Annotated in this window: 24 protein-coding genes; 13 read left to right on the forward strand and 11 right to left on the reverse strand. The window is 31.1% G+C overall.

Translation table 11 applies throughout. The annotated features are described in order from the left end of the window. Window positions 1–4: 4 nt before the first annotated feature. From bglX to RF683_RS03210, 4 genes are all read left to right on the forward strand, one after another. Window positions 5–2,299, forward strand: coding sequence for a beta-glucosidase BglX (gene bglX, locus RF683_RS03195; RefSeq protein WP_309532772.1), 2,295 nt, complete (start codon window positions 5–7; stop codon window positions 2,297–2,299). Between the two features lie 53 nt (window positions 2,300–2,352). Further along, window positions 2,353–3,999, forward strand: a complete 1,647-nt coding sequence (locus RF683_RS03200) for a family 16 glycosylhydrolase (RefSeq protein ID WP_309532773.1) — start codon at window positions 2,353–2,355, stop codon at window positions 3,997–3,999. Window positions 4,000–4,145: 146 nt separating this feature from the next. Further along, the gene (locus tag RF683_RS03205; protein ID WP_309532774.1) at window positions 4,146–4,733 is read left to right on the forward strand and encodes an RNA polymerase sigma factor; all 588 of its coding nucleotides are present in this window, start codon (window positions 4,146–4,148) and stop codon (window positions 4,731–4,733) included. Window positions 4,734–4,781: 48 nt separating this feature from the next. Next, window positions 4,782–4,925, forward strand: coding sequence for a hypothetical protein (locus RF683_RS03210; RefSeq protein WP_309532775.1), 144 nt, complete (start codon window positions 4,782–4,784; stop codon window positions 4,923–4,925). 38 nt (window positions 4,926–4,963) lie between these two features. Here the strand turns inward: RF683_RS03210 and RF683_RS03215 are convergent, their stop codons facing one another. Next, window positions 4,964–5,599 (reverse strand): endonuclease III domain-containing protein, encoded by a 636-nt coding sequence (locus RF683_RS03215; RefSeq protein WP_309532776.1) that lies wholly within the window; start codon window positions 5,597–5,599, stop codon window positions 4,964–4,966. A gap of 46 nt (window positions 5,600–5,645) precedes the next feature. Between RF683_RS03215 and bcp the strand changes: the two genes are divergently transcribed. Next, window positions 5,646–6,098, forward strand: coding sequence for a thioredoxin-dependent thiol peroxidase (gene bcp, locus RF683_RS03220; protein ID WP_309532777.1), 453 nt, complete (start codon window positions 5,646–5,648; stop codon window positions 6,096–6,098). 32 nt (window positions 6,099–6,130) lie between these two features. On the opposite strand, the gene RF683_RS03225 is transcribed toward bcp, so the two are convergent. Next, window positions 6,131–7,588, reverse strand: a complete 1,458-nt coding sequence (locus RF683_RS03225) for a TonB-dependent receptor (RefSeq protein WP_309532778.1) — start codon at window positions 7,586–7,588, stop codon at window positions 6,131–6,133. A gap of 188 nt (window positions 7,589–7,776) precedes the next feature. Here RF683_RS03225 and RF683_RS03230 point away from each other — a divergent pair, with 188 nt between their 5' ends. Genes RF683_RS03230 through RF683_RS03240 form a run of 3 tightly spaced genes read left to right on the forward strand, consistent with a single transcriptional unit; the run spans window position 7,777 to window position 9,552 of the window. Beyond that, window positions 7,777–8,541, forward strand: a complete 765-nt coding sequence (locus RF683_RS03230) for an MBL fold metallo-hydrolase (RefSeq protein ID WP_309532779.1) — start codon at window positions 7,777–7,779, stop codon at window positions 8,539–8,541. 22 nt (window positions 8,542–8,563) lie between these two features. Next, complete coding sequence (locus tag RF683_RS03235; protein ID WP_309532780.1) at window positions 8,564–9,043, forward strand: hydrolase; 480 nt, start codon at window positions 8,564–8,566, stop codon at window positions 9,041–9,043. An 11-nt stretch (window positions 9,044–9,054) separates the two neighbouring features. Further along, window positions 9,055–9,552, forward strand: a complete 498-nt coding sequence (locus RF683_RS03240) for a hypothetical protein (protein ID WP_309532781.1) — start codon at window positions 9,055–9,057, stop codon at window positions 9,550–9,552. Window positions 9,553–9,558: 6 nt separating this feature from the next. Here the strand turns inward: RF683_RS03240 and RF683_RS03245 are convergent, their stop codons facing one another. The 5 genes from RF683_RS03245 to RF683_RS03265 form a co-directional block, all read right to left on the reverse strand. Then, window positions 9,559–10,200, reverse strand: coding sequence for an alpha/beta hydrolase (locus RF683_RS03245; RefSeq protein WP_309532782.1), 642 nt, complete (start codon window positions 10,198–10,200; stop codon window positions 9,559–9,561). Between the two features lies 1 nt (window position 10,201). Further along, complete coding sequence (locus RF683_RS03250) at window positions 10,202–10,513, reverse strand: hypothetical protein (protein ID WP_309532783.1); 312 nt, start codon at window positions 10,511–10,513, stop codon at window positions 10,202–10,204. Beyond that, on the reverse strand, window positions 10,513–11,760 hold the full coding sequence (locus RF683_RS03255) for a dihydroorotase (protein WP_309532784.1): 1,248 nt from the start codon (window positions 11,758–11,760) through the stop codon (window positions 10,513–10,515). The genes RF683_RS03250 and RF683_RS03255 overlap by 1 nt, the downstream gene beginning before the upstream one ends. A 25-nt stretch (window positions 11,761–11,785) precedes the next feature. Further along, entirely contained in the window at window positions 11,786–13,711 is a 1,926-nt protein-coding gene (locus RF683_RS03260) for a BatA domain-containing protein (protein ID WP_309532785.1), read from the reverse strand. Window positions 13,712–13,816: 105 nt separating this feature from the next. Further along, a complete protein-coding gene (locus RF683_RS03265; protein WP_309532786.1) occupies window positions 13,817–15,160 on the reverse strand; it encodes a DEAD/DEAH box helicase in 1,344 nt (447 codons plus the stop codon). A 147-nt stretch (window positions 15,161–15,307) separates the two neighbouring features. Here RF683_RS03265 and mnmD point away from each other — a divergent pair, with 147 nt between their 5' ends. Further along, window positions 15,308–15,982 (forward strand): tRNA (5-methylaminomethyl-2-thiouridine)(34)-methyltransferase MnmC2, encoded by a 675-nt coding sequence (gene mnmD, locus RF683_RS03270; protein ID WP_309532787.1) that lies wholly within the window; start codon window positions 15,308–15,310, stop codon window positions 15,980–15,982. A gap of 71 nt (window positions 15,983–16,053) precedes the next feature. Then, entirely contained in the window at window positions 16,054–16,251 is a 198-nt protein-coding gene (locus RF683_RS03275) for a hypothetical protein (protein WP_309532788.1), read from the forward strand. Window positions 16,252–16,306: 55 nt separating this feature from the next. On the opposite strand, the gene RF683_RS03280 is transcribed toward RF683_RS03275, so the two are convergent. The 3 genes from RF683_RS03280 to RF683_RS03290 all read right to left on the reverse strand — a co-directional run bounded on the left by RF683_RS03280 (window position 16,307) and on the right by RF683_RS03290 (window position 18,651). Further along, window positions 16,307–17,140, reverse strand: coding sequence for an OmpA/MotB family protein (locus RF683_RS03280; protein WP_309532789.1), 834 nt, complete (start codon window positions 17,138–17,140; stop codon window positions 16,307–16,309). 66 nt (window positions 17,141–17,206) lie between these two features. After that, window positions 17,207–18,205: a glycosyltransferase family 2 protein gene (locus RF683_RS03285; RefSeq protein ID WP_309532790.1), complete on the reverse strand. Its 999-nt coding sequence runs from the start codon at window positions 18,203–18,205 to the stop codon at window positions 17,207–17,209. Then, a complete protein-coding gene (locus RF683_RS03290; RefSeq protein WP_309532791.1) occupies window positions 18,205–18,651 on the reverse strand; it encodes a type I restriction enzyme HsdR N-terminal domain-containing protein in 447 nt (148 codons plus the stop codon). Before RF683_RS03290 ends, RF683_RS03285 begins: the two co-directional genes overlap by 1 nt. A 61-nt stretch (window positions 18,652–18,712) precedes the next feature. On the opposite strand from RF683_RS03290, the gene holA reads away from it, so the two are divergent. The 3 genes from holA to ettA are packed head-to-tail and all read left to right on the forward strand — an operon-like array spanning window position 18,713 to window position 21,645. Further along, entirely contained in the window at window positions 18,713–19,717 is a 1,005-nt protein-coding gene (gene holA, locus RF683_RS03295) for a DNA polymerase III subunit delta (protein ID WP_309532792.1), read from the forward strand. 41 nt (window positions 19,718–19,758) lie between these two features. After that, complete coding sequence (locus RF683_RS03300) at window positions 19,759–19,935, forward strand: CAL67264 family membrane protein (RefSeq protein ID WP_309533144.1); 177 nt, start codon at window positions 19,759–19,761, stop codon at window positions 19,933–19,935. Window positions 19,936–19,953: 18 nt separating this feature from the next. Then, the gene (gene ettA, locus RF683_RS03305) at window positions 19,954–21,645 is read left to right on the forward strand and encodes an energy-dependent translational throttle protein EttA (protein ID WP_309532793.1); all 1,692 of its coding nucleotides are present in this window, start codon (window positions 19,954–19,956) and stop codon (window positions 21,643–21,645) included. 24 nt (window positions 21,646–21,669) lie between these two features. On the opposite strand, the gene RF683_RS03310 is transcribed toward ettA, so the two are convergent. Next, window positions 21,670–22,536 carry an EamA family transporter gene (locus RF683_RS03310; protein ID WP_309532794.1) on the reverse strand — a complete coding sequence of 289 codons (867 nt, stop codon included), beginning with the start codon at window positions 22,534–22,536 and terminating at the stop codon, window positions 21,670–21,672. Window positions 22,537–22,579: the final 43 nt, after the last annotated feature.

Below are 22,579 nucleotides of genomic sequence, written 5' to 3' on the forward strand. Positions count from 1 at the left end.
AATAATGAAATCTAAGTCAAATATATTATCTATACTTTTCTTATACTATATTGTTGTTGGTTGTAGTGTTTCCAAGCCTATTAAAATAAATAATAATGCAAATACAACTATTGAATTTAAAGTTGATTCAATAGTTAATATAATGACATTAGATGAAAAAATTGGCCAATTAAATCAATACAATGGGTTTTGGGATATTACTGGGCCATTGCCAAAAGACGGTCAAGCAGCACAAAAATATGATCATATTAAAAAAGGATTAGTTGGATCTATGTTAAATGTTAAAGGATTTAAAGATGTATATGCCCTTCAAAAAATAGCGGTTGAACAAACTAGATTGGGAATTCCATTACTTTTTGGTTTTGATGTGATTCATGGTTATAAAACAATTAGTCCCATTCCTTTAGCAGAAGCTGCAAGTTGGGATTTGATAGCAATAAAAAAGTCCGCTCAAATTGCTGCAGAAGAAGCAGCATCAGTAGGGATTAATTGGACATTTGCTCCTATGGTTGATATTTCTCGAGATGCCAGATGGGGTAGAGTTATGGAAGGAGCTGGAGAAGATTCCTTTCTTGGAAGTAAAATTGCTGAAGCCAGAGTTAATGGATTCCAAGGAGATTTAAAATCAACTAAAAACATTTTAGCTTGTGCAAAACATTTTGCTGGTTATGGATTTGCAGAATCTGGAAAAGATTATAATACAGTTAATGTAAGTAATGAATTATTACATAATACAATTTTACCACCCTTTAAGGCAGCTCTTAATGCAGGTGTAAAAACATTTATGAATTCATTTAATGAGTTAAATGGAATTCCAGCTACTGGAAATAGGTATTTACAACGAGATTTATTAAAAGGAGAATGGAATTTTGATGGTTTTGTAGTATCAGATTGGGGCTCAATTAACGAAATGATTGTTCATGGGTATGCAAAAGACAGTAAACACGCTGCAGAACTAGCTATTAATGCAGGTTCAGATGTAGACATGGAATCATATGCTTATGTAGAAAACTTGAAAGCATTAATAAAAGAGGGAAAAGTAAGAGAACAAACATTAAATGAGTCAGTTCGAAGAGTATTAAGGGTAAAATATGAACTTGGTTTATTTGACAATCCATACAAATATTGTAATGATTCTATTGAAAAAGTTACATTAGGTAAAACCGAATTTCAAGAAGGAGTTTTAGACATTGCAAAAAAATCAATAGTTCTATTAAAAAACGAAAACAACCTACTGCCATTAAAAAAATCAGGTCAAAAAATTGCATTAATTGGCGCTTTAGCATCTGATAAAACAAGCCCATTGGGTAGCTGGCGAATTGCAGCAGATGAAAATTCGGCCGTTTCTGTTTTAGAAGGAATGAAAAACTATCCTAATAATGAATTAAAATATGCCAAAGGCGCAGATGTTGCAATTGGGAGAACCGAATTTATGTGGGAAACACTCATAAACAACGTTGATACTTCTGGATTCAGTGAAGCAATTGAAAATGCTAAAAAAGCAGATGTTGTTATTATGGTGTTAGGTGAACATGGTTTACAATCAGGTGAAGGAAGAAGTAGAGCAGATATTGGATTGCCGGGTGTACAACAACAGTTGTTAGAGGAAGTTTATAAAGTAAATAAAAATATTGTCTTAGTTTTAACTAACGGAAGACCTTTGGCAATTCCTTGGGCTGCAACACACATTCCCGCAATTATAGAAACTTGGCATTTAGGAACGCAAAGCGGGAATGCAATTGCTCAAGTTCTTTATGGTGATTATAACCCAAGTGGTAAGTTACCAATGACTTTTCCTAGAAATGTAGGTCAAGTGCCAATTTATTATAATTATAAAAATACAGGAAGGCCAACAATGAGTGAACCAGATAGTGTTTTTTGGTCACATTACATAGATGAAAAAAACACACCGTTATTTCCATTTGGATTTGGATTAAGTTATTCAAATTTTGAATATTCAAATATTACAGCATCAAAAAATATTTTAGAATCAAATCAATTTATTGAAGTAAGTGTAATGTTAAAGAATAATAGTTCAGTTCCTGGAAGAGAAGTTGTTCAGTTATATACTAGAGATATGATTGGAAGTTTGACAAGACCCGTTAAAGAATTAAAAGGATTTGAATTAATTGATTTAGGCCCTTTTGAATCAAAAAGAGTTACGTTTAAAATTGATGAAAAAATGTTGGCTTTTTACACTGCAAATAATAAATGGGAAACAGAAGAAGGTTTGTTTAAAGTATTTATTGGAGGTAGTTCAGATGCAAAATTAGAAACAGAAATATATTTTAAAAAATGAGAATCCGTACGTCACTAATTTTTAAATATATATTTTTATGTTTCAGTTGTACAATGTATGCACAAGTGGATATTGTTTATTCAGATTTAGTTTGGTCAGATGAATTTGATGGGACAGGGGCAATTAATTCAGTAAATTGGCATCATCAGACTCAATTACCTGCAGGAGGTAATTGGTTTAATGGAGAAGAACAACATTATACCAATTTAATGTCTAATTCGTATGTTCAAAATGGAAATTTGCATATAGTTGCAAAAAAAGAAAATTTTACGGATCAAGGAATAACGAAACAGTATACCTCAGCTAGATTAAATTCAAAATTTGCATTCAAATATGGTAGGGTTGATGTCAGAGCAAAAATTCCTTTAGACCAAGGCACTTGGCCAGCAATTTGGATGTTAGGAAAAAATGTCAATGAAGACGGTGCTTTTTTTGATTCAAATTTCGGAACTACTAGTTGGCCCGCTTGTGGTGAAATAGATATAATGGAACACGGAATTACATCATCACAGCCTGTAAATTATATTCAAAGTGCCATTCATACACCTTCTTCATACGGAAGTACAGTTAATATTGGCGGAACTCTTGCTGCTGATTTAGCTAATCAATTTCATATTTATTCTATGAATTGGTCACCAAATCAAATATCGTTTCTACTTGATGGCATAGTTTTTTATACGTATAACCCATCAAATAAAAATGCTTTAAACTGGCCTTTTGATTTAGAACAATATGTATTATTAAATATTGCTATGGGAGGAGTAGCTGGGACAATAAATCCGAACTATACACAAAGTGAAATGGTAATTGATTATGTTCGAGTGTATCAAAACACTCAAGTCGACACACAACAACCTGCAGGATTTAGTGTTACAACAGGAACACTTACTAGTTCAAGTATAGAACTATTACTTAATGGATCGGATAATTCTGGTAATGTTATTTATACAATAACCTATGGGGCTAATACAGTTACAACTACTGGTACATCTGGCATTCAAAAATCTTTAGTTATACCAAATTTAAACCCCAATACAACCTATACATTTACAATAACCGCAGCCGACCAATCTGGTAATTTAGCTGCTAATAATCCTCAACAAGTAACAGCTACAACATTAGGTTTTGTAGGATGTACAGGAACAAGCTCAACAGCACAAATAGGTGCTTTTTCTACAGGATACACCTACAGTTTTGAAACAATAGGTAATTCTGTAAAAATTATTTTTCAAATGTTGGATACAGACAAAATTGGTGTAGTAGCTTATTTATGGAAACAAAACCCTTTTACAGAATACCCAATGACAAATGTTTTTGGGACAACATTTTCATATGTGCTAACTAATCAACAAATTGGTTCTTCAATAACATATGCTGTAAAGTTTGCATATGCAAACGGTATGTCTGTAACACAATACATAAGTTATACGGTAGGAAGTAATTGTGCGCTTAATCTAACTAATTTTGCTAATACAAAAATTAAATTATTTCCAAATCCCACAAATGAAATACTTAATTTTAACTCTGAAATTAATATAAATAGAGTGGAGGTGTACTCTTTATTAGGTAGTAAAATTTGTGATTGTAGTTTTACAACAGATTCAATAGATGTATCTAGCTTGTTAAATGGGGAGTATATCTTTATTATTTATGGTAGTGAAAATGAAATTATATTTTCAGATAAAATAATTATCAATTAAAAAAAATATTGATAAAAATTTAAATAAAATTTGCTTTTTCAAAATATTTAACATTATATTTGCTTATTAACTGCAAAAAACAAGGCTTATAGTATAAAAATACTTTTTAGAAATTTTATTGTCCCAAACAACTAAAAGGTATAACTATGGCTAATCATGTTCAAACTTCAGACGCAGTTTTAGTAAGAAACTATTGTAATGGCGATGAATCGGCATTGTCTATTTTAATTTCAAGACATCAAGCAAAAGTATATGGATTTATATATGCTAAAATAGGCAATCGCGATATAAGTGATGATATTTTTCAGGATACTTTCATTAAAGTAATTAAAACCTTAAAAGCAAATACGTATAATGAGGAAGGTAAATTTTTACCTTGGGTAATGCGTATTGCGCATAATTTAACAATCGATTATTTTAGACATGCAAAAAAGATGCCTTTTCAACGTGAAACTGACGAATATAGTATTTTTAACTTTATGTCAGATTCATCTTTAACTATTGAAGGTCAAATTATTGAGGGTCAAATTGAGTCAGATGTGCAAAAATTAATAGAATCTTTGCCAGAAGACCAACAAGAAGTGTTGAAATTACGCTATTATGATGATTTAAGTTTTAAAGAAATTGCAGATTTAACAGGCGTGAGTATTAATACAGCTTTAGGTAGAATGCGCTATGCTGTAATTAATTTAAGAAAAATAGTAGAGAAAAATAATATAGTTTTGACTAACTAATACAATAATATGAAAGGTGTTTCGTTATATAGTTTTAATTCAACCTATATGGCAAAACTTTACACTAAAAAAAAATCTGAAGTGCAAGACTTACTACCTAGTAAAACAACCGTAAATTTTATTTTGAGTTATTCGAAAGCTTTAAAAATGGTAAAAGTGGGTAGGCTTACCTTTGAAAATCTTTCTAATTAAAGAAAATGCCTCAAAAAAATTGAGGCATTTTATTATTTTTACTTTATTAGTTCTTTTCTTCCAATTGTTTTCGAAATAATATCCTTTTCTAAGTTCCAACCACGTGCAGGAGAATATTCGCGGCCGTACCAAATGATTTGTAAATGTAAATCATTCCAGCAGTCTTTTGGAAATATACGTTTGGCGTCTTTTTCTGTTTGTAGGACATTTTTACCATTAGACAACCCCCATCGATACATTAAACGGTGTATATGTGTGTCCACGGGAAATGCAGGAACTCCAAATGCTTGACTCATGACTACACTAGCTGTTTTGTGTCCTACTGCGGGTAACGCTTCTAATGCTTCAAAACTTTGAGGAACCTCACCATTGTATTTGTCAATTAATATACATGATAAACCATGAATTCCTTTTGATTTCATGGGTGATAATCCACATGGTCGAATAATTTCTTTAATTTCTTCCACACTCATTTTTACCATGTCATAAGGATTATCTGCTTTTGCAAAAAGTAAGGGTGTAATTTGATTTACACGCACATCTGTACATTGCGCAGACAAGAGTACAGCTATAAGTAGGGTATAAGGGTCTTTATGGTCTAAGGGTATAGGAATTTCAGGATATAATTCTTTTAACGTATTTATAACAAATGTTACTTTTTCCTTTTTATTCATTTTTCTACTTTTATTGCTTAACTTTAAACAAATTTAAACTAAAAATATGACACATTTAAAAATAGGTGATCAAGCTCCAAATTTTTCTGGAGTAGATCAAAATGGCAAAGAACATACTTTAGCGGATTATAAAGGTAAAAAATTAGTAGTCTTTTTTTATCCGAAAGCCAATACGCCAGGTTGTACGGCTGAAGCATGTGATTTAAGAGATAATTATGAGCGTTTTAAAGCGGCTAATTATGAGTTATTAGGAGTTAGTGCTGATACTATTAATGCTCAAAAAAAATTTGAGGAAAAATATAATTTCCCTTTTGCATTACTTGCCGACGAAGATAAATCAGTAATTGAAGCTTTTGGTGTTTGGGGCCCGAAAAAATTTATGGGCAAGGAATATGATGGTATTCATCGTACAACTTTTGTTATTAATGAAAATGGAGTACTAACGGATATTATTACCGATGTGAAAACAAAAGCGCATGCTGCTCAACTATTAAAATAAAAAAAAATCCCGATTATTCGGGATTTTTTTATTTATTCTGCTAATTCTTTTTCTTTTTGATAACCAAATAAATGGTCGCGTTTTATAATATCTGCTACTCCTTCTGGTAACATCTGTTCCCAACCTGGTTCGTTTTTGGTAATTTTTTTCAACACACTTCTAGAGAAAATTTCTAGAATTTTTTCATCGTATAATTTTATATCAACCACTTTGCCGTTAAACTTAAAGAATTTATACAATTCTTTCATTCGAGGATGTACTTTTAAATTATCTGAATCAATAATTGCTCCTGTTTCAGCATCTTTCATTGGATATAGATATACTTTTAAATCACGGTAAAATAATTTACCAAAAGCTTCTAGTATACCTCCTGATAAATGGCGGTAGTATTTTTCATCAAAAATATCAATCAAATTACTTACTCCCATGGCTAATCCCATTCTAGATTTAGTAAAACTTGAGAAATATTCAACCACTTTAAAATATTCTTGAAAGTTTGATATCATTACCGTTTGTCCTAATGAACACAGTAATTCTGCACGATCAAGAAAATCTCTTTCGTCAATTTCGCCTTCAGCTTTTAAGTTTGAAAGTGTAATTTCAAAAACAACAAAAGTATTTTCTTTATCTACTTTATTTTCTTGTATAAACATTTCATAAGATTGTTTATACATGTCCATATTTACTTTCGTAACAGGTCTAAAACTTCCTCTTAGTGCAAGGATGTTTTTTTTGTAAAGCACGGCGGCTGGGAGTATATTTTTGCCATCTGGGTTAAACATAACCGCATCTGTCATGCCATTTTTTACTAGTTGCAAACTCATTAAACGATTATCTACATTTGCAAAACGCGGGCCTGAGAAGTTGATGGTGTCAATCTCAAGTTGGTCTTTGTCTAAATGGTCATATAAATAACGTAATAATTTTTTAGGATCGTTATGTTTGTAAAAAGCACCATAGATTAGATTTACACCTAAAATACCTAAGGTTTCTTGCTGTAAACGAGCATCATTTTCTCTAAAACGAATATGAAGTATAATTTCGTTGTAATCTTCGTCTGGTTCGACTTGAAATTTGATTCCAACCCAACCGTGGCCTTTAAATTGTTTTGCAAAATCAATCGTTGCTACCGTATTCGCATAGCTGAAAAACATCTTATGCGGATGCTTATCTCTCTTTAGGCGTTGTTCTATTAACATTACTTCATGAGACAACATTTTACGTAAGCGACTTTCTGTTACATATCTGCCGTCATTTTCAATACCATAAATAGCATCACTAAAATCTTTATCGTAAGCAGACATCGCTTTTGCTATAGTACCTGAAGAAGCCCCAGCTCTAAAAAAGTGTCTTACAGTTTCTTGTCCTGCACCAATTTCAGCAAAAGTACCATAGATATTTTCGTTGAGGTTGATTCGAAGCGCTTTATCTTTTATTGACGGAACTTGCTCAATTTGCTTGTCTCCTCTCAATTTTATTTCAGTTGTCATTTTTTATTTTATCAAGTAAATAAATACGGGCAATTGATTAATTATGAAGCAAAGTTAATAAATAATACAGTTTTAAAAAGGCTATTTTGTTATTTTTGTAAAAATTTAACGTAGAGAAGTAAGTAAGAGCAAATTGTATAATATGGATATGTTTTTACATTTAAATAATTATAACTAGTTAACAGCATATGAAAGTTTATTTTTTAGGTACAGGTACATCTCAAGGAATTCCCGTAATAGGGAGTAAACATTCTGTTTGTTTAAGTGCTGATCCTAAAGATAAAAGGTTGCGTGTTTCTGTTTGGATTCATGATGTTGATTTTTCAATAGTCATTGATTGTGGTCCAGATTTTAGACAGCAAATGCTAACGAGTAATTGTCAGCATCTAGATGCCGTATTATTTACACATGAGCATGCTGATCATACGGCAGGATTGGATGATATTCGACCGTTTTATTTCACGCAAGGGGCTATTCCTATTTATGCCCATGAGCGTGTTTTGAAAAATTTGGTTAAACGATTTGATTACATTTTTGAAACTGAAAATAAATATCCAGGTGCACCGTCTGTTGTGCCAATTGAAGTAAAAGAAAATCAACCCTTTAGTTTAAAAAATAAGCAAATTGAGCCTATTACTGCCTTGCATGGAGATTTACAAGTTTTTGGCTATAAATTTACTGATTTTGTTTATTTAACCGATGTAAAGCAAATGGATTCATTTGAAATTGAAAAAATAAAAGGGGTTAAGCTTTTGGTTATTAATGCATTACGTTATGAGCCCCATACTACACATTTTAACATGGAGGAAGCAATAAATTTTATACATTTGGTGCAACCCAAGAAAGCTTACCTCACACATATTAGTCATTTGATGGGATTTCATGAAGAAGTTCAACAAAATTTACCCAAAAATGTGTTCTTAGCTTACGATAATTTGGAAATTGAAATTTAATTTTGACTAAATATTTACTTTTATGAAGCGAAGTTTTTTATTGTATGGATTTTTATTTTCTGTTCTCATTAATATTTTTCAATATGTGAATGCGACAAGAATATTGAACAAAAGTGAACAAGTTGTACAGCATAGTAAGAAGCAAGTCAAAATAGCTAGAGATTCAATAAAATTAGTAAATGAGCAAAACTTTTTTTCATTGGAACAAAATGAAGAGGCGCAAGATTATTTTCATCCTGCCGATTTTATGAAAGTAAAGGCTAAAGTTCAAGAAGATATAAACGAATTGAATACAGCAAAGAAGGGCAATAAATTAGTGCCTTATGAACCTATTAATGGGGCAAATTTTATTATTGATAAAGTAAATTTTTTAAATCATAGATGGCTTATTGCTAATTACTCTGACGGAACAGTTTGGGGAGAAGTATTGGTTAAGTATTTTCATAATGAAAATAAACCAACAGATTTTGAAACTATTGAAACCGTAATGTATACAAAATAAGAATGCATAAAATGAAACAAATAAGCTTACTTTTTATAGTTATTGCAAGTTTTTATTCTTGTGATTATATATTAAAATCACCATTTGGTTCAGATAATGAAATGGTAGTTTTGGATTCACTTCGCAAAAATCAAGTAATTGATGATTCAAATGAGCATGGATGTGAAATAAAAGCAGGGTATAAGTGGTCAAATTTACAACAAAAATGTATTCGTGTTTTTGAAGAAGGCTATCGTCTTACATCCGTATCAAAAGACACATTAGGGAATGCTAAAAATGCCTATTTTTTTATTCAAGAAGATAGTCTACAAGCGGAAGTCTTTTTACCAGATTCTAAGGAATCATTTATTTTAGCTCGTGAAGACAACTCCGAAAGTTTTATGTTTAAGGATTTTGAACTAAAAGCAAAAGGAGGTTATTCACTTTTATACAATAATAAAGTCCTTTTTAAACCAGCATTAGCGGTTGACAGAAAAGTTATTGAAAGTGATGAACAAGAGGAAAAGTAATTACATTTACTCCTGTTCCAACCATGTTTTAAAATCCCAAAAATTTTGAGGAGCTACACCATGACCTACAGGATATTCTTTGTAAGTAATAGTTAAACCTAATTTTTCTAAATAAGGTTGTGTTTTTCTTGCCCATTCCACTGGAATGACTTGGTCAACTGTTCCGTGAGAGGCAAAAAAGCCTAAATGATGCATCGTGTTTACATCGAAAGTATCAGGTAATAGTTGTTCATTTAAATAGCCACTTAGCGCCACAATACGTTTAATTTTTTCAGGATAATGAAAAGCTACACCATAGCTTAAAATGGCACCTTGACTAAAACCAATTAGATTTACGTCAGAGGGATTAATAGGAAATTTTTCCGTGATTTCGTTTATAAAATCAGCAATTAACTGAATAGAAGTTTTAGCTTGTTCATTATCAGAAAATTTGTTTTCATCTGCATCAAAGTTTATGGCATACCAAGCAAAACCATATCCGTCTAAATTGTATGGCGCTCTTGCCGAAATAATATAATAATTTTCAGGTAGTTGTGAAGCAAATGAAAATAAATCTTCTTCATTACTGCCATAGCCATGAAGCAAAAGTAAGGCAGGATTACTAGCTAGAATTTCTTTTGGTTCTTTGACTAAGTAGTGTAAGTTCATCTTATAAACTTTTAAATATTTTTTGTGCTAGATTTCCAATTACTGGAATTGAAATCATTTTATACTGTGTAACACTATATATACCGATACATTTTAAGGATAATGAAAGGGTCCAAGTGATGATTCTAAAAGTAGTATTATCATGTTGTAAATTCATAAAATTTAAACATAGTATAATACTTGTAATAAAAACTGCTTGTCTTAAATGAAAAGAAATGAAACTGTCTTTTTTTTCACTATTTATAGCAGCTGCTATAATTACTCCAATTATTCCAAAATATGCTACAAGAGCACCAAAAACTATTTTCTTCATTAGATTTGAATCGAATTAGTGTTAATTATCCCATAGACTTCACCTTTCATCTTTTTTCCTAACATGATAGCGTTTTTTGACAAAGACATTATATTTTTTGATTCAAAAATCCAGTGCGTATCAGGATTAAATAATGTTAATTTTGCTTTTTGACCTATTGCAATTTCAGGTTTTTCATTTAAAAATTGGTGCCCATTTGTTAATTTTTCAATACTTATTTCAAGAGGTACGACTTGATTTAAAGCGCCAAATATGCTTTCTAAACCGATGGAACCATAAGCAGATAAATCATATTCAATTCTTTTATTTTCAATATTTACAGGACAATGGTCAGAAGTAATTACGTCAATGCTTCCATCTTTGACACCTTCAATCAAAGCTAATCTATCTTGTTCACTACGAAGAGGAGGATATACCTTAGTGTCCGTATTAAAATCAGTGATTTCATTTTCGTTCAAAACTAAATTATTTATGGATACGCCACACGTTATACTTAATCCTTTTGATTTTGCTTCTCTAATCAATGCAACAGATTCAGCACAAGATATTGTAGGCACATGCATTTTACCCCCTGTATAGTTTAATATGGCTATATTTCTAGCTAACTCAACTAGTTCTGCGAGTGCAGGAATCCCTTTCATTCCTAATTTAGTACTAACAACACCTTCGTTTACAAATCCTTTTCCTTTAATATCTTTATTCATTGGAAAAGCAAAAACTAATCCGTTAAAGTCTTGTGTATATTGTAAAGCAATTTTAAGTAAATTAGCGTTTGTAAGTGATTTTTTGTAATCTCCAAAAGCAATTGCTCCGGCATTTTTCATATCAAACAATTCAGCTAATTCATTTCCTTCTGCATTTTTTGTTAAAGTTCCCACAAGGTGAAGTTGTGTAGCTTGCCCTAATCCTTTGTTTTGTATCAAATGTATTACTGCCTGATTGTCAATCGAAGGATTCGTATTAGAATGTACAAAAACATCTGTAAAACCACTTTTAGCAGCAACATGCAACCCGTTTTTTATCGTTTCTGTTGTTTCAAAACCGGGTTCGCCAAATACTACTTGCGTATCAACCCACCCAGTAGATACATGAAGATTTTCTTTTTCAATTGTTGTATAACCTTCTTTGATTGCTAAGTTTGTACCAATTTTTGATAGCACACCATCAGTAATTTCAATATCCACTTTTTGGTTATTAAATGGATTGTTTTTTTCAATGATAGTAGCGTTTTTTAGAACTATATTCATACGTTTATTTTTTTTAGCTTTTCAACTATTTTTTTAGTTTTTGGATTAGTAGTTCAGTAATTAAGAAGAGTAGCGTGGCGAGGATAAAAAATCTCCAAATTTCGGTATCAGAACGATTAGAATGTATGTCATTAAAAAATGTTGAAATTGAATTTACTTCAGTACAAGCATCAAAATAAGTTTCGTTTACGGTTTCTAAATTACTCTCAGATCGAGGATAATTAAAGCTTATATTATTTAAAATTTCTTTGTCTTTCCTTACTTGATAATTACCCGCTATTTCAGGATAATTTCCAAATGTAAGTTTTATTTTAGTGTTTAATATTTGCTGCATTGGAATAAAACTAGACGAGGCATTTGAAACCGTTAACACATTGTCTTTAGCAATAGTTTCGTTTATGCTATATGAATTAGATTCTCCAATAGTAAAGGCCGTTAGTCCTGAACTCAAATTATGTTGCCCCATGTTGAAAAAAGTAGGGACAATTAAAGGAGCATTTTGAAAATTAGTGATTTCTTTACTTAATGCTGAAGTAAACACATATAGATTTCCTATTCTATTTGTAAGATGTCCCAGAAATATTGATTTATCTTCATATTGAAGTACCGATGTAGCTGTACCAATTGTACTCCAAGAGTTGTTAACTTTTGGGTATTGAAAATTTGTTACTTTTTTTTCAAATACATTTTGGTAAATAGGATGATTATAACTGATAGTTGTTATTTTTTTTTCAGCGTTCTTTTCGTTAAATTGAAGCGTACCAAAAACTTTTAAAAAGGAATTGTAGCTAAGTTTATCGCCATTTGAGTCAGGAATAAAGATGATTATGCCTCCTTTGTCATAATAATTTTTTAATGTGGTAAGTAGAGCTGAAGATACCGACGGTAGTTCGTTTAACACTAACGCTTCTTGATTTTCAATAGCACTATACTTTAATTGTTTTACTTCAGTTTGAGTATAATTAAATTCATCTTCGGTATAAATTTTTCTTAAAAAGTTGCATTTAGCTACATTTCCTATAGCTAAAATAGAAGTTTTATTAGGCTTTGTTATACTAAAATAATAGGTGTTGTCATAGGCTAGTGATTGGTCTTCGATTTGCACATACCCATGGAAATTTGATTTCGGAATAGTAAACGAAATTTCTTTCTGTAATTTTTCCTTAGAAAGTAATGCTTTTGCTAAAAGTTTATTGCCATTATATAATGAGATAGGCAAATCATTTATGGGGTTACCAAAATATTTTAATGTAATTTTTAGCTTATAAAATTGGTCTAAAACTTCACTTATACTCACATTTTCGATAGCTGTATTTTCCTTTTTTACAGCAGTTAGCGGTTGGAAATATATATTTGAATCGGTATGTAAATTAGGGGTTAGTTTATTTTTTAAACCTACAGCATCTGAAATAAATAAGATGTCTTTTGGTACCCCGGTTTTTTTAGCTTGTATTTTAGCAATAAGACCCTGCGGATTAAAAGGGGTTGATGAATATGTTATATTTTGCAAATCGGACTGTACGCTTTTAATATCAGTATCATAAAAGGCATTGTCATTTGTTAGTATCGATAATTGTTGATTTTCGGGCGTATTTTCTAAAATTTCTTGAATAGTTCTTTTAAGTAATTCCCCTTTGTTTCCTTTAGCTTGCATAGAAAAAGAATTGTCTAGTACAATTACCAATTCGTTATTTTGTTTAGTAGCCTCTGTAGCTTTAAAATAAGGTTGAGCAAAAGCAATAATTAGGGCTGTAAGTAAGCATAAGCGTGTAGCAAGCAACAACCATTTTTTTATTTTTGAGCTCTTTCTCGTTTGAATCTCAATTTCTTTAAGTAGCGCTACATTTGTAAAATACTGTTTTTGGAATCTTCTTAATTGGAATAAATGTACCAAAATAGGCACAATTAGCAGGAATAAAAAATATAAAATTTCAGGATGTTTAAACTCCATTTTGAAAAAAGATTTTTCAAAAGTACGAAAAAATATTTTTTTATGGAATACTTTTTACAAGAAGTAATGTTTAACAACTAAATTGTAAAGTTCAAGGAACATAAATTACCTTTTTTTACGTTTTGCTGCTCGTTTTTTCTCCACAGCTCTATTTCTTGGTGCTGTTTTTCTTGGTGTTCTTTTTCCGGGACCCCCTAAATTTACTTTTTTATTTTTATCAGATTTTTCGTGAAATGCTTCTCCGCCTTCTTTTTTGGGTCTTTTCAGTAAAAACTTTACTTTTTTATGGTCCTTTTCAAACTCTAACCTGCGTTCTTCTATATGTACTTCTTCAGGGATAGGTAATATAGTAACTTCTTTTTGCATTAAGACTTCCGTTTCAATAAAATCTTCTTCTTCTTTTGGTACAATAAAACTTATGGCAATACCTTCTTTGTCTGCACGGCCGGTTCTACCAATTCGGTGTATATATTGCTCTGAAGTTTCTGGAAATTGAAGATTAATAACGTGTGTAATATCCGAAATATCTAATCCACGTGCCATTATATCTGTAGTAACAATACCACGTAATTCACCATTTTGAAATAATTCCATGGTATTTAAACGATAATTCTGCGTTTTATTAGAATGAATAGCGCCAAATTGATCTGGAAAATCTTCTTCAAGACTTTCTAGAACAAAATCAGCTAATCGTTTACTATTAACAAAAATTAAAATTCTACTGTATGCATCATCTTCTAAAAAATGTTTTAGCAGATTAATTTTTGTTAAAAAATTTGGAACATGATATACCCTTTGTTCAATTTTTTCCAAAGGTGTTCCGCTAGGTGCTAAAGATACTTCTTCGGGAAATTCAAAATATTCGTCTAGTATTTCGTCTACTTCTTCTGTCATAGTAGCAGAAAACAATATATTTTGTCTTTTAGCCTTCATCATTGATAAGATTGAGGTAAGCTGCACTCTGAAACCTAGATTAAGAATTTCGTCAAATTCGTCAATAACTAATTTTTGAACTGTATCAAATCGCAAAACATTATCTAAGGCTAAATCCATTACTCTTCCGGGTGTCCCTACTACAATATCTAAACCTTCATAGATGTTTGCTTTTTGTGTATTGATGTTTACCCCACCATATACTGCTAATGAGCGAACACTCATGTATTTTGTGAGTTTTTCAATTTCTTCATGTACTTGCACCACTAATTCGCGAGTAGGTACTAAAATTAACACTCTTGGCGTATCTATTTTTTGAAATTTCCATTGTTTTAATAGCGGTAATAAATAAGCAAATGTTTTTCCCGTTCCTGTTTGTGCAATAGCCATAACATCTCTACCCGAAAGAATTACAGGTAAAGCTTTGACTTGAATAGGAGTAGGGTGAGTGAACCCTAATTCGTCAATAGCCTTTTGTACAGAAAGAGGAAGTTGTAGATGTTCAAATATTACCATTATATAGAAATTTAGGCAAAGATAGGCATTGCTATTCTGAGAAGCAATCTTTTAGTCTGTTTCTTCATGAGTCACATAGAAGCTATCCTATTCAATTTATAAAAAAACTATCGAATTTACACGTATATTTGTTCTTTATTTTTAACAATGAATCACGAAATTATCATTACAAAAGACGGCTCCACATCTTTATTTCTTCCTGCATTAAATGAAACCTATCATTCTAGGTTTGGTGCTATACAAGAGGCTGAACATGTTTTTATCAAAAACGGTTTAGAAACGTATGTGAATAAGTGCAATGCAAATCAGGTAAACGTATTAGAAATAGGCTTTGGCACAGGTTTAAATGCTTTGATGACAATTTGTGCTGCAGAATGTCTGACAATTAGTATTAATTATGTTGCAATTGAAGCGTTTCCTGTTCCAAGTGAACTACTGAAACAGCTAAATTATCCATCCTTGTTAGAAATGAATAATCAACTTGAAAATTTTACTAAGTTGCATGCTGTTTCTTGGGAACAAAAGCATAAAATTAGTTCTTCATTTGTACTAACAAAATATCAAATGTTATTTCAAGATATTGATTTTGAAGCTACTTTTGATGTTATTTATTTTGATGCATTTGGATTTGATGTACAACCTGAATTATGGACGGAAACATTATTTGAAAAAATGTTTAAAGCATTAAGATCTAATGGGATATTGGTAACATATGCTTGCCGAACTGTAATTAAAAAAAACATGTTAGCTGTCGGTTTTGAAGTCGAAAAATTACCTGGCGCACCAGGAAAAAGGGAAATGCTAAGGGCGTTTAAAATTTAAATAAAAATTAACATTTTGTTGAATTGTATCACTAAAAAAAGAAGTAAATTAGCAGTATTAATAGATGAATTATGCCAAGACAAGTTTATTTGTATACCAAATCGATACTTGAACGAGTAAGTTTTGATGCAAAATTATTTTGCAAAGAGTTAGAGAAAGCAACTCGAATGTTGCTTCCTTATGAGATTGACCAACTAAGAGAATGGCTGCTTAGTTTTACACAAGAAAAACCCGAATTAAGGCAATGTATGGTTTACATAGAGAATTAAACAAAAATCCCCAATCATAAGATTGGGGATTTTTAGTATATAACATTGTAAATTATTATTTACCCATATTTTTCATTTCGGTTTCAATCATGTCGTAGAATTGGTCAATTTTAGGCATAATGATAATACGTGTTCTTCTGTTTTTTGCACGATTTTCAGCAGTATCATTAGTTGTTAATGGAACAAAATAACTTCTACCTGCAGGAATTAATTGTTTAGGGTTTACACCTAAATCTTTTTGTAATACACGAACAATCGAAGTTGCACGTTTAACAGATAAATCCCAATTGTCTACTAAAACAGTACTTTTAATAGGAATATTATCGGCATGACCTTCTACCATACATTCAAAATCTGGTTTGCTATTAATTACTTTAGCAACTTTAGCTAATACTGATTTTGCTTTATCTCCAACTTCGTAGCTACCTGATTTAAATAATAAATTGTCAGCAATTGAAATCATAACTACTCCTTTTTCTACATTAATATTAATGTCTGGATCGTTAATTCCAACTTCACGTTTTAAACTTGTCACTAAAGCTAATGTAACACTGTCTTTTTTTGTTAACGCATCTTGCAAACGAGAAATTTTTAAATCTTTTTCTTTTAAACTTTCTAAAGATTTCTCTAAATTTTCAGCTCCTTTCATAGTAAGAACAGTGAGCTCTTTGGAACTATTGATGAGGTTTTCATTATTTTTTTGTAAATAATCAACTTGTTTTAAAGATGCTTCTTTTTCAGCCAAACATTTGTTTAATTGAACAGTTGCACTATTTAATAAATCTTGAGTTTCTTTTTGTTTTGCTTCTAATAAACCAAATTTCTTTTTAGAAACGCAAGAACCTAATACGAAAGGAAGGGCTAGGGATAAAACTACAATTTTCTTCATTTGAATACTATTTTTTGCAAATTTACATATAAAAAATCATGCCAAAACAATATTTGGATTAAAAAATTAACATTTTAAACGCGTAAAATATTTTTTTTGCAGGATAAAATAACTCCAAATTATGTTTTTATGTAGATAATAAGTATTGAGTTGCGTTTTTTCGCGCTTATTTAAATAGATTTTTAGCAATTTATAAAATGCAAAATGGGCATTTAGTATTGCTAAAGTATGTTTTCCTCTACCTTGAACTAAAAATTGAATTCCTGCAATTCCATCTAAGCACAATCTTGAAAAAAGAATTGGAACGAGTTTGTTTTTAGGTAAATTTTTAGTGAGCATCAGTAATGAATTTCTAAAATTTAGAAATGTTTTTTTAGGATTTGCCTCATTTAATGTAGCTCCACCTACATGATATACAACTGATTTTGAAGTGTACATTGCTTTATAACCTAGATTGTAAGCACGCCAACAAAGATCAATTTCTTCTTGGTGTGCAAAAAAATCAGCATCAAAACCTTTTAACTCTTCAAAGACTCTTTTTCTAATGAATAAACAAGCTCCGGTAGCCCAAAAAATAGAAACTTCGTCATTATATTGCCCGTTATCTTCTTCTAATGTATCAAACAATCTACCTCTGCAATACGGATAGCCCAAAGCATCAATATAGCCTCCTGCTGCACCAGCATATTCAAAATGCGTTTTCTCTTTGTAGTCAAGTATTTTTGGTTGAATAATTGCTGTTTCTGGTTGATTGTCAAAAAGTTCGATGATTCGATCTAACCAATTTTCTGTAACCTCTATGTCTGAATTAACTAAAGCAAAATAGGGTTCTTCCACAGCTTTAAGTGCTTGATTGTATCCTTTTGCATAGCCATAATTATCTTTATTCTGAATTATTTTTATTGCAGGAAATTCATTTTTAAGTACATCTAGTGAATCATCAGTAGAGGCATTGTCAGCTACATAAATAGTAGCCTCATTCGAATAGCGAAGTACCGAAGGTAAAAAGGTTCGTAATAATTGCGTACCGTTCCAATTTAAAATGACTACTGCTACTTTTTTCATTAATTTAAGTTTTCTGGAAGTTCGTGTAAGAAAATATATTTTTGGTTCTCAAAATCCATTTGGCAAAAATAATGATTTAATCCATTGGTAACCATTAAATAAGAAGCTTGTAAGGTAAAATTATAACGTGCTATTTGATCAAATGTATCTTGTGTAATGGAAACGGAGGGCGCCTTACACTCTACAATTAAGAAAATAGAACCATCAGCTCTAAACACAACCAAATCATATCGTTTTTTCATTCCATTAACAGCAACTACTTTTTCAACATTTATATGTGATTTTGGATAATGTTTTTCGTGTAACAAAAAATGAATCACATGTTGCCTTACCCATTCTTCTGGAGTAAGCAAGATGAACTTTTTTCGTATTTCATCAAAAATGTAGTGTTTATTTTCACTATTTTTGAACCGAAAGGAATAGTTTGGAAAATTCAAATTTTGCATGGTCAAAAATAAAGAAATAAAATCAACTGCCAACTATTTACACTATTCTGAAAATTAAAACATGACGGACGTACTAAAAATTACCAATGACATTAAGTCTAGAAATTTTAAACCCATCTATTTTTTATGTGGGGAAGAACCTTATTATATAGACAGGATTACTGAATTTATTGAAGAAAATGTGCTTACAGAAGATGAGCGCGCTTTCAATCAGGTTGTTTTATATGGTAGAGATAGTACAATTGAAGAAATTGTAGGAACGGCAAAACGTTTTCCTATGATGGCAGACTACCAAGTTGTGGTAGTTAAAGAAGCTCAAAATTTAGCTAAAAATATGGACAAATTAGAGGCTTATGTACAAAATCCACAGCTTACAACTATTTTAGTCTTTGCCTATAGAGATAAACCAGATGCTCGAAAAAAAATATTTAAATTATTAAAAGATAAAGGCGTATGGTTTGAGAGTAAAAAATTATATGAAAATCAAGTCCCCGATTGGATAATTAAGGTATTAAAAGGGAAAAATTACGGTATTGAGCCTAAAGCAGCGGCAATGTTAGCTTCGTTTTTAGGAACAGATTTAGCCAAAATTAATAATGAATTAGAAAAATTACGCATTATTTTCCCCACAGGACATGTTTTTACGCCTAAAGACATCGAAGTTAATATTGGATTTAGTAAAGATTATAATATTTTTGAATTAAAATCTGCATTGGCATTAGGAAATCAAGTGAAAGCGTATGCCATTATCAATCATTTTTCTCAAAATCCTAAAGAGCACCCACTTGTAGTTGTTTCAAGTCAATTGTTTGCTTTTTTCTCTCAATTATTAATTTTTCATGGTCTAAAAGATAAATCAAAGGCTAATGCAGCAAAAGCGATTGGAGTAAATCCTTATTTTATAGAGGAATATTTTACAGCAGCCCGAATTTATCCCATGAAGAAAGTAAGTAGAATTGTAGAAAAACTTCGAGATATTGACGTAAAAAGTAAGGGAGTTGGTACAGTGAGTAGTTCGGATTATGATTTAATGAAAGAGTTATTGGTAACCATTTTCATGAACTAAATTTTATCACGATATTTGCCACTCAAAAACAGAAAAAAATGATGAATAAAAATACAGTATTAGGCATTGCAACGTTTATTATGCTAGTCATGGGGCTTGTTTTAGTTGGATTAGCTGTTTATCGCTATGCAGATGTAGCTGGTTGGGGGTTTGGAGCAGTTGGAATAGGATTTTTCGCTATTGCATGGGTTTTTAATGCGTTGAAAGGAAGAGTGTAATAAAATAATATACAAAATATGTCAGACGATAAGAAAGTAATATTTTCGATGTCTAGAGTAAGTAAAACGTACTCTAGTTCAAATAAAACGGTATTAAAAGATATTTATTTAAGTTTCTTTTATGGAGCCAAAATAGGTATTTTAGGTTTAAATGGTGCAGGTAAGTCATCATTATTAAAAATTATTGCTGGAGTAGATAAAAATTACCAAGGTGATGTAGTTTTTGCGCCTGGTTATACTGTTGGCTATTTAGAACAAGAGCCTCAATTAGATGAGTCTAAAACGGTAATAGAGATTGTTAGAGAAGGTGCTGCAGAAATTTTTTCACTATTAGAAGAATTTAATAAAATCAATGATGATTTTGGTTTACCTGAAGTGTATGAAGATGCCGATAAAATGCAAAAATTAATGGATCGTCAGGCTGAATTACAAGACAGAATAGATGCTTGCGGTGCTTGGGAAATTGATAATAAATTAGAAGTAGCTATGGATGCACTTCGTACACCTGAAGCAGATACACCTATTAGTGTTTTATCTGGAGGAGAAAAACGTCGTGTAGCGTTATGTCGTTTACTTTTACAACAACCAGATGTTTTGTTACTTGATGAACCAACCAACCATTTAGATGCAGAATCCGTTTTATGGTTAGAACAACATTTGCAACAATATGCAGGAACGGTAATTGCTGTAACGCACGACCGTTATTTTCTTGATAATGTTGCTGGTTGGATATTAGAATTAGATAGAGGAGAGGGTATTCCTTGGAAAGGTAATTATTCTTCATGGTTAGACCAAAAAGCGAAACGATTAGAACAGGAAGAAAAACAAGCTTCAAAACGTAGAAAAACACTTGAACGTGAGTTAGATTGGGTGCGTCAAGGAGCAAAAGGACGTCAAGCCAAACAAAAAGCACGTTTACAGAATTATGATAAGTTATTAAATGAAGATCAAAAAGAACTAGACGAAAAATTAGAAATTTATATTCCTAATGGTCCGCGTTTAGGTACAAATGTAATTGAAGCTAAAGGAGTTGCTAAAGCTTTTGGCGACAAACTTTTATATGATGATTTAAATTTTGTATTACCACAAGCCGGTATTGTGGGTATTATTGGTCCAAATGGAGCTGGAAAATCAACCATATTTAGAATGATAATGGGAGAAGAAAAACCAGATGGCGGGTCATTTACTATAGGTGATACGGTTAAAATTGCCTATGTAGATCAATCACATAAAAATATTGATGTAGAAAAATCAATTTGGGAAAACTTTTGCGATGGCCAAGAATTAATTATGATGGGAGGCCGTCAAGTTAATTCAAGAGCGTATTTGTCACGTTTCAATTTTGGTGGAAGTGACCAAAATAAAAAAGTAGCTACGCTGTCAGGAGGAGAAAGAAATCGACTTCATTTGGCTATGACATTAAAAGAGGAAGGCAATGTATTGCTGTTAGATGAGCCTACAAATGATTTAGATATTAATACCTTACGTGCGCTGGAAGAAGGATTAGAAAATTTTGCTGGTTGTGCCGTAATTATTTCTCACGATAGATGGTTTTTAGATCGAGTTTGTACCCATATTTTAGCTTTTGAAGGCGATTCTCAAGTGTATTTCTTTGAGGGTAGTTTCTCTGAATATGAAGAGAATAAGCGTAAGCGTTTAGGTAAAGAAGTTACACCAACACGTATTAAATATAAAAAATTAATTAGATAATAAAAAAGGGCCTTAAGGCCCTTTTTATTTTTCTACTAACGAGTAAGTAATTAATCCTATTGCAAGTAGTGAAAGCACAATTCCTAGATAATTCCAACGATTCATTTTTTCTTTAAAAATTAAAATTCCAACAAGACTGCCTAGTATAATTACACCCATATTCATACTTGCAAATACTGTGGAAGGACTAGTAGATAAAGCTTGATGTGCTTTGATGTAAAGAGAAATATTACCAAAGTTTAAAAGTCCCACACCAATGCCCCATGAAATTACTTGTTTGTTGAATGTTTCTTTTTGTTTGATGAGGTAATAGCCCGAAATAAAAAAAGAAATGAGAAATGCACCCGGAAAAACCAAAAATAATATTTCCGTGAATTGTAATTCTTTTAAACTGGCCACTTGTTTAAATAATATATCAATACTTCCAAAACCAAGTAAGACAAGAAGTAAGAAATACCATTTCTTGTTTGTTTCATTTTCAGTATTTTTTTTGCGATAAAAAGATAGAAAAATAGCCATAAAAGCCAAAATAACACCTATCCATTTGTAGTTGTTAAACGTTTCTTTAAGAATAAAAAACGAAAAAAAAAGAGGTAAAAATAAGGACATTCTTTGTGCAATGTCTGTTTTTACAATACCACTGTATGTAATAGCTTTAGCCTGAAATATAAATACAATGGGTAATAACAAGCATAATGAAAGGACAATACTAGTTGTTGAAAAACTTAAACCATTTTTAAGTTTTGGCTCGTATAACAATATTGTCATTACCCAAGCTACAAAATAATTAATATTTATAATTTGGTAAAAACTATATCCCATTTTTTTGGCTAATTTCAATAAAATTCCAACAGTTACGCTACAAAAAATACTTAAAATTACATAAACCATTTCGAATCGATTTTAGATGCAATAATACAAAAAAAGACTGTCT

Origin of the sequence: Flavobacterium sp. 20NA77.7 (assembly GCF_031326205.1) — a bacterium.
Taxonomy (GTDB): Bacteria; Bacteroidota; Bacteroidia; order Flavobacteriales; family Flavobacteriaceae; genus Flavobacterium; species Flavobacterium nakdongensis.

Bases quoted from the DNA above. Each gene is read 5' to 3' on its own strand.
- RF683_RS03230 (WP_309532779.1), top strand. From the start codon at position 7,777: ATGAAAGTTTATTTTTTAGGTACAGGTACATCTCAAGGAATTCCCGTA.
- RF683_RS03310 (WP_309532794.1), bottom strand. From the start codon at position 22,536: ATGGTTTATGTAATTTTAAGTATTTTTTGTAGCGTAACTGTTGGAATT.
- RF683_RS03245 (WP_309532782.1), bottom strand. From the start codon at position 10,200: ATGAACTTACACTACTTAGTCAAAGAACCAAAAGAAATTCTAGCTAGT.
- RF683_RS03225 (WP_309532778.1), bottom strand. From the start codon at position 7,588: ATGACAACTGAAATAAAATTGAGAGGAGACAAGCAAATTGAGCAAGTT.
- RF683_RS03240 (WP_309532781.1), top strand. From the start codon at position 9,055: ATGAAACAAATAAGCTTACTTTTTATAGTTATTGCAAGTTTTTATTCT.
- RF683_RS03235 (WP_309532780.1), top strand. From the start codon at position 8,564: ATGAAGCGAAGTTTTTTATTGTATGGATTTTTATTTTCTGTTCTCATT.
- mnmD (WP_309532787.1), top strand. From the start codon at position 15,308: ATGAATCACGAAATTATCATTACAAAAGACGGCTCCACATCTTTATTT.
- RF683_RS03205 (WP_309532774.1), top strand. From the start codon at position 4,146: ATGGCTAATCATGTTCAAACTTCAGACGCAGTTTTAGTAAGAAACTAT.
- RF683_RS03250 (WP_309532783.1), bottom strand. From the start codon at position 10,513: ATGAAGAAAATAGTTTTTGGTGCTCTTGTAGCATATTTTGGAATAATT.
- RF683_RS03200 (WP_309532773.1), top strand. From the start codon at position 2,353: ATGTATGCACAAGTGGATATTGTTTATTCAGATTTAGTTTGGTCAGAT.
- RF683_RS03265 (WP_309532786.1), bottom strand. From the start codon at position 15,160: ATGGTAATATTTGAACATCTACAACTTCCTCTTTCTGTACAAAAGGCT.
- bglX (WP_309532772.1), top strand. From the start codon at position 5: ATGAAATCTAAGTCAAATATATTATCTATACTTTTCTTATACTATATT.
- RF683_RS03210 (WP_309532775.1), top strand. From the start codon at position 4,782: ATGGCAAAACTTTACACTAAAAAAAAATCTGAAGTGCAAGACTTACTA.
- RF683_RS03280 (WP_309532789.1), bottom strand. From the start codon at position 17,140: ATGAAGAAAATTGTAGTTTTATCCCTAGCCCTTCCTTTCGTATTAGGT.
- bcp (WP_309532777.1), top strand. From the start codon at position 5,646: ATGACACATTTAAAAATAGGTGATCAAGCTCCAAATTTTTCTGGAGTA.
- RF683_RS03215 (WP_309532776.1), bottom strand. From the start codon at position 5,599: ATGAATAAAAAGGAAAAAGTAACATTTGTTATAAATACGTTAAAAGAA.
- RF683_RS03300 (WP_309533144.1), top strand. From the start codon at position 19,759: ATGAATAAAAATACAGTATTAGGCATTGCAACGTTTATTATGCTAGTC.
- RF683_RS03255 (WP_309532784.1), bottom strand. From the start codon at position 11,760: ATGAATATAGTTCTAAAAAACGCTACTATCATTGAAAAAAACAATCCA.
- RF683_RS03275 (WP_309532788.1), top strand. From the start codon at position 16,054: ATGCCAAGACAAGTTTATTTGTATACCAAATCGATACTTGAACGAGTA.
- holA (WP_309532792.1), top strand. From the start codon at position 18,713: ATGACGGACGTACTAAAAATTACCAATGACATTAAGTCTAGAAATTTT.
- RF683_RS03285 (WP_309532790.1), bottom strand. From the start codon at position 18,205: ATGAAAAAAGTAGCAGTAGTCATTTTAAATTGGAACGGTACGCAATTA.
- RF683_RS03260 (WP_309532785.1), bottom strand. From the start codon at position 13,711: ATGGAGTTTAAACATCCTGAAATTTTATATTTTTTATTCCTGCTAATT.
- ettA (WP_309532793.1), top strand. From the start codon at position 19,954: ATGTCAGACGATAAGAAAGTAATATTTTCGATGTCTAGAGTAAGTAAA.
- RF683_RS03290 (WP_309532791.1), bottom strand. From the start codon at position 18,651: ATGCAAAATTTGAATTTTCCAAACTATTCCTTTCGGTTCAAAAATAGT.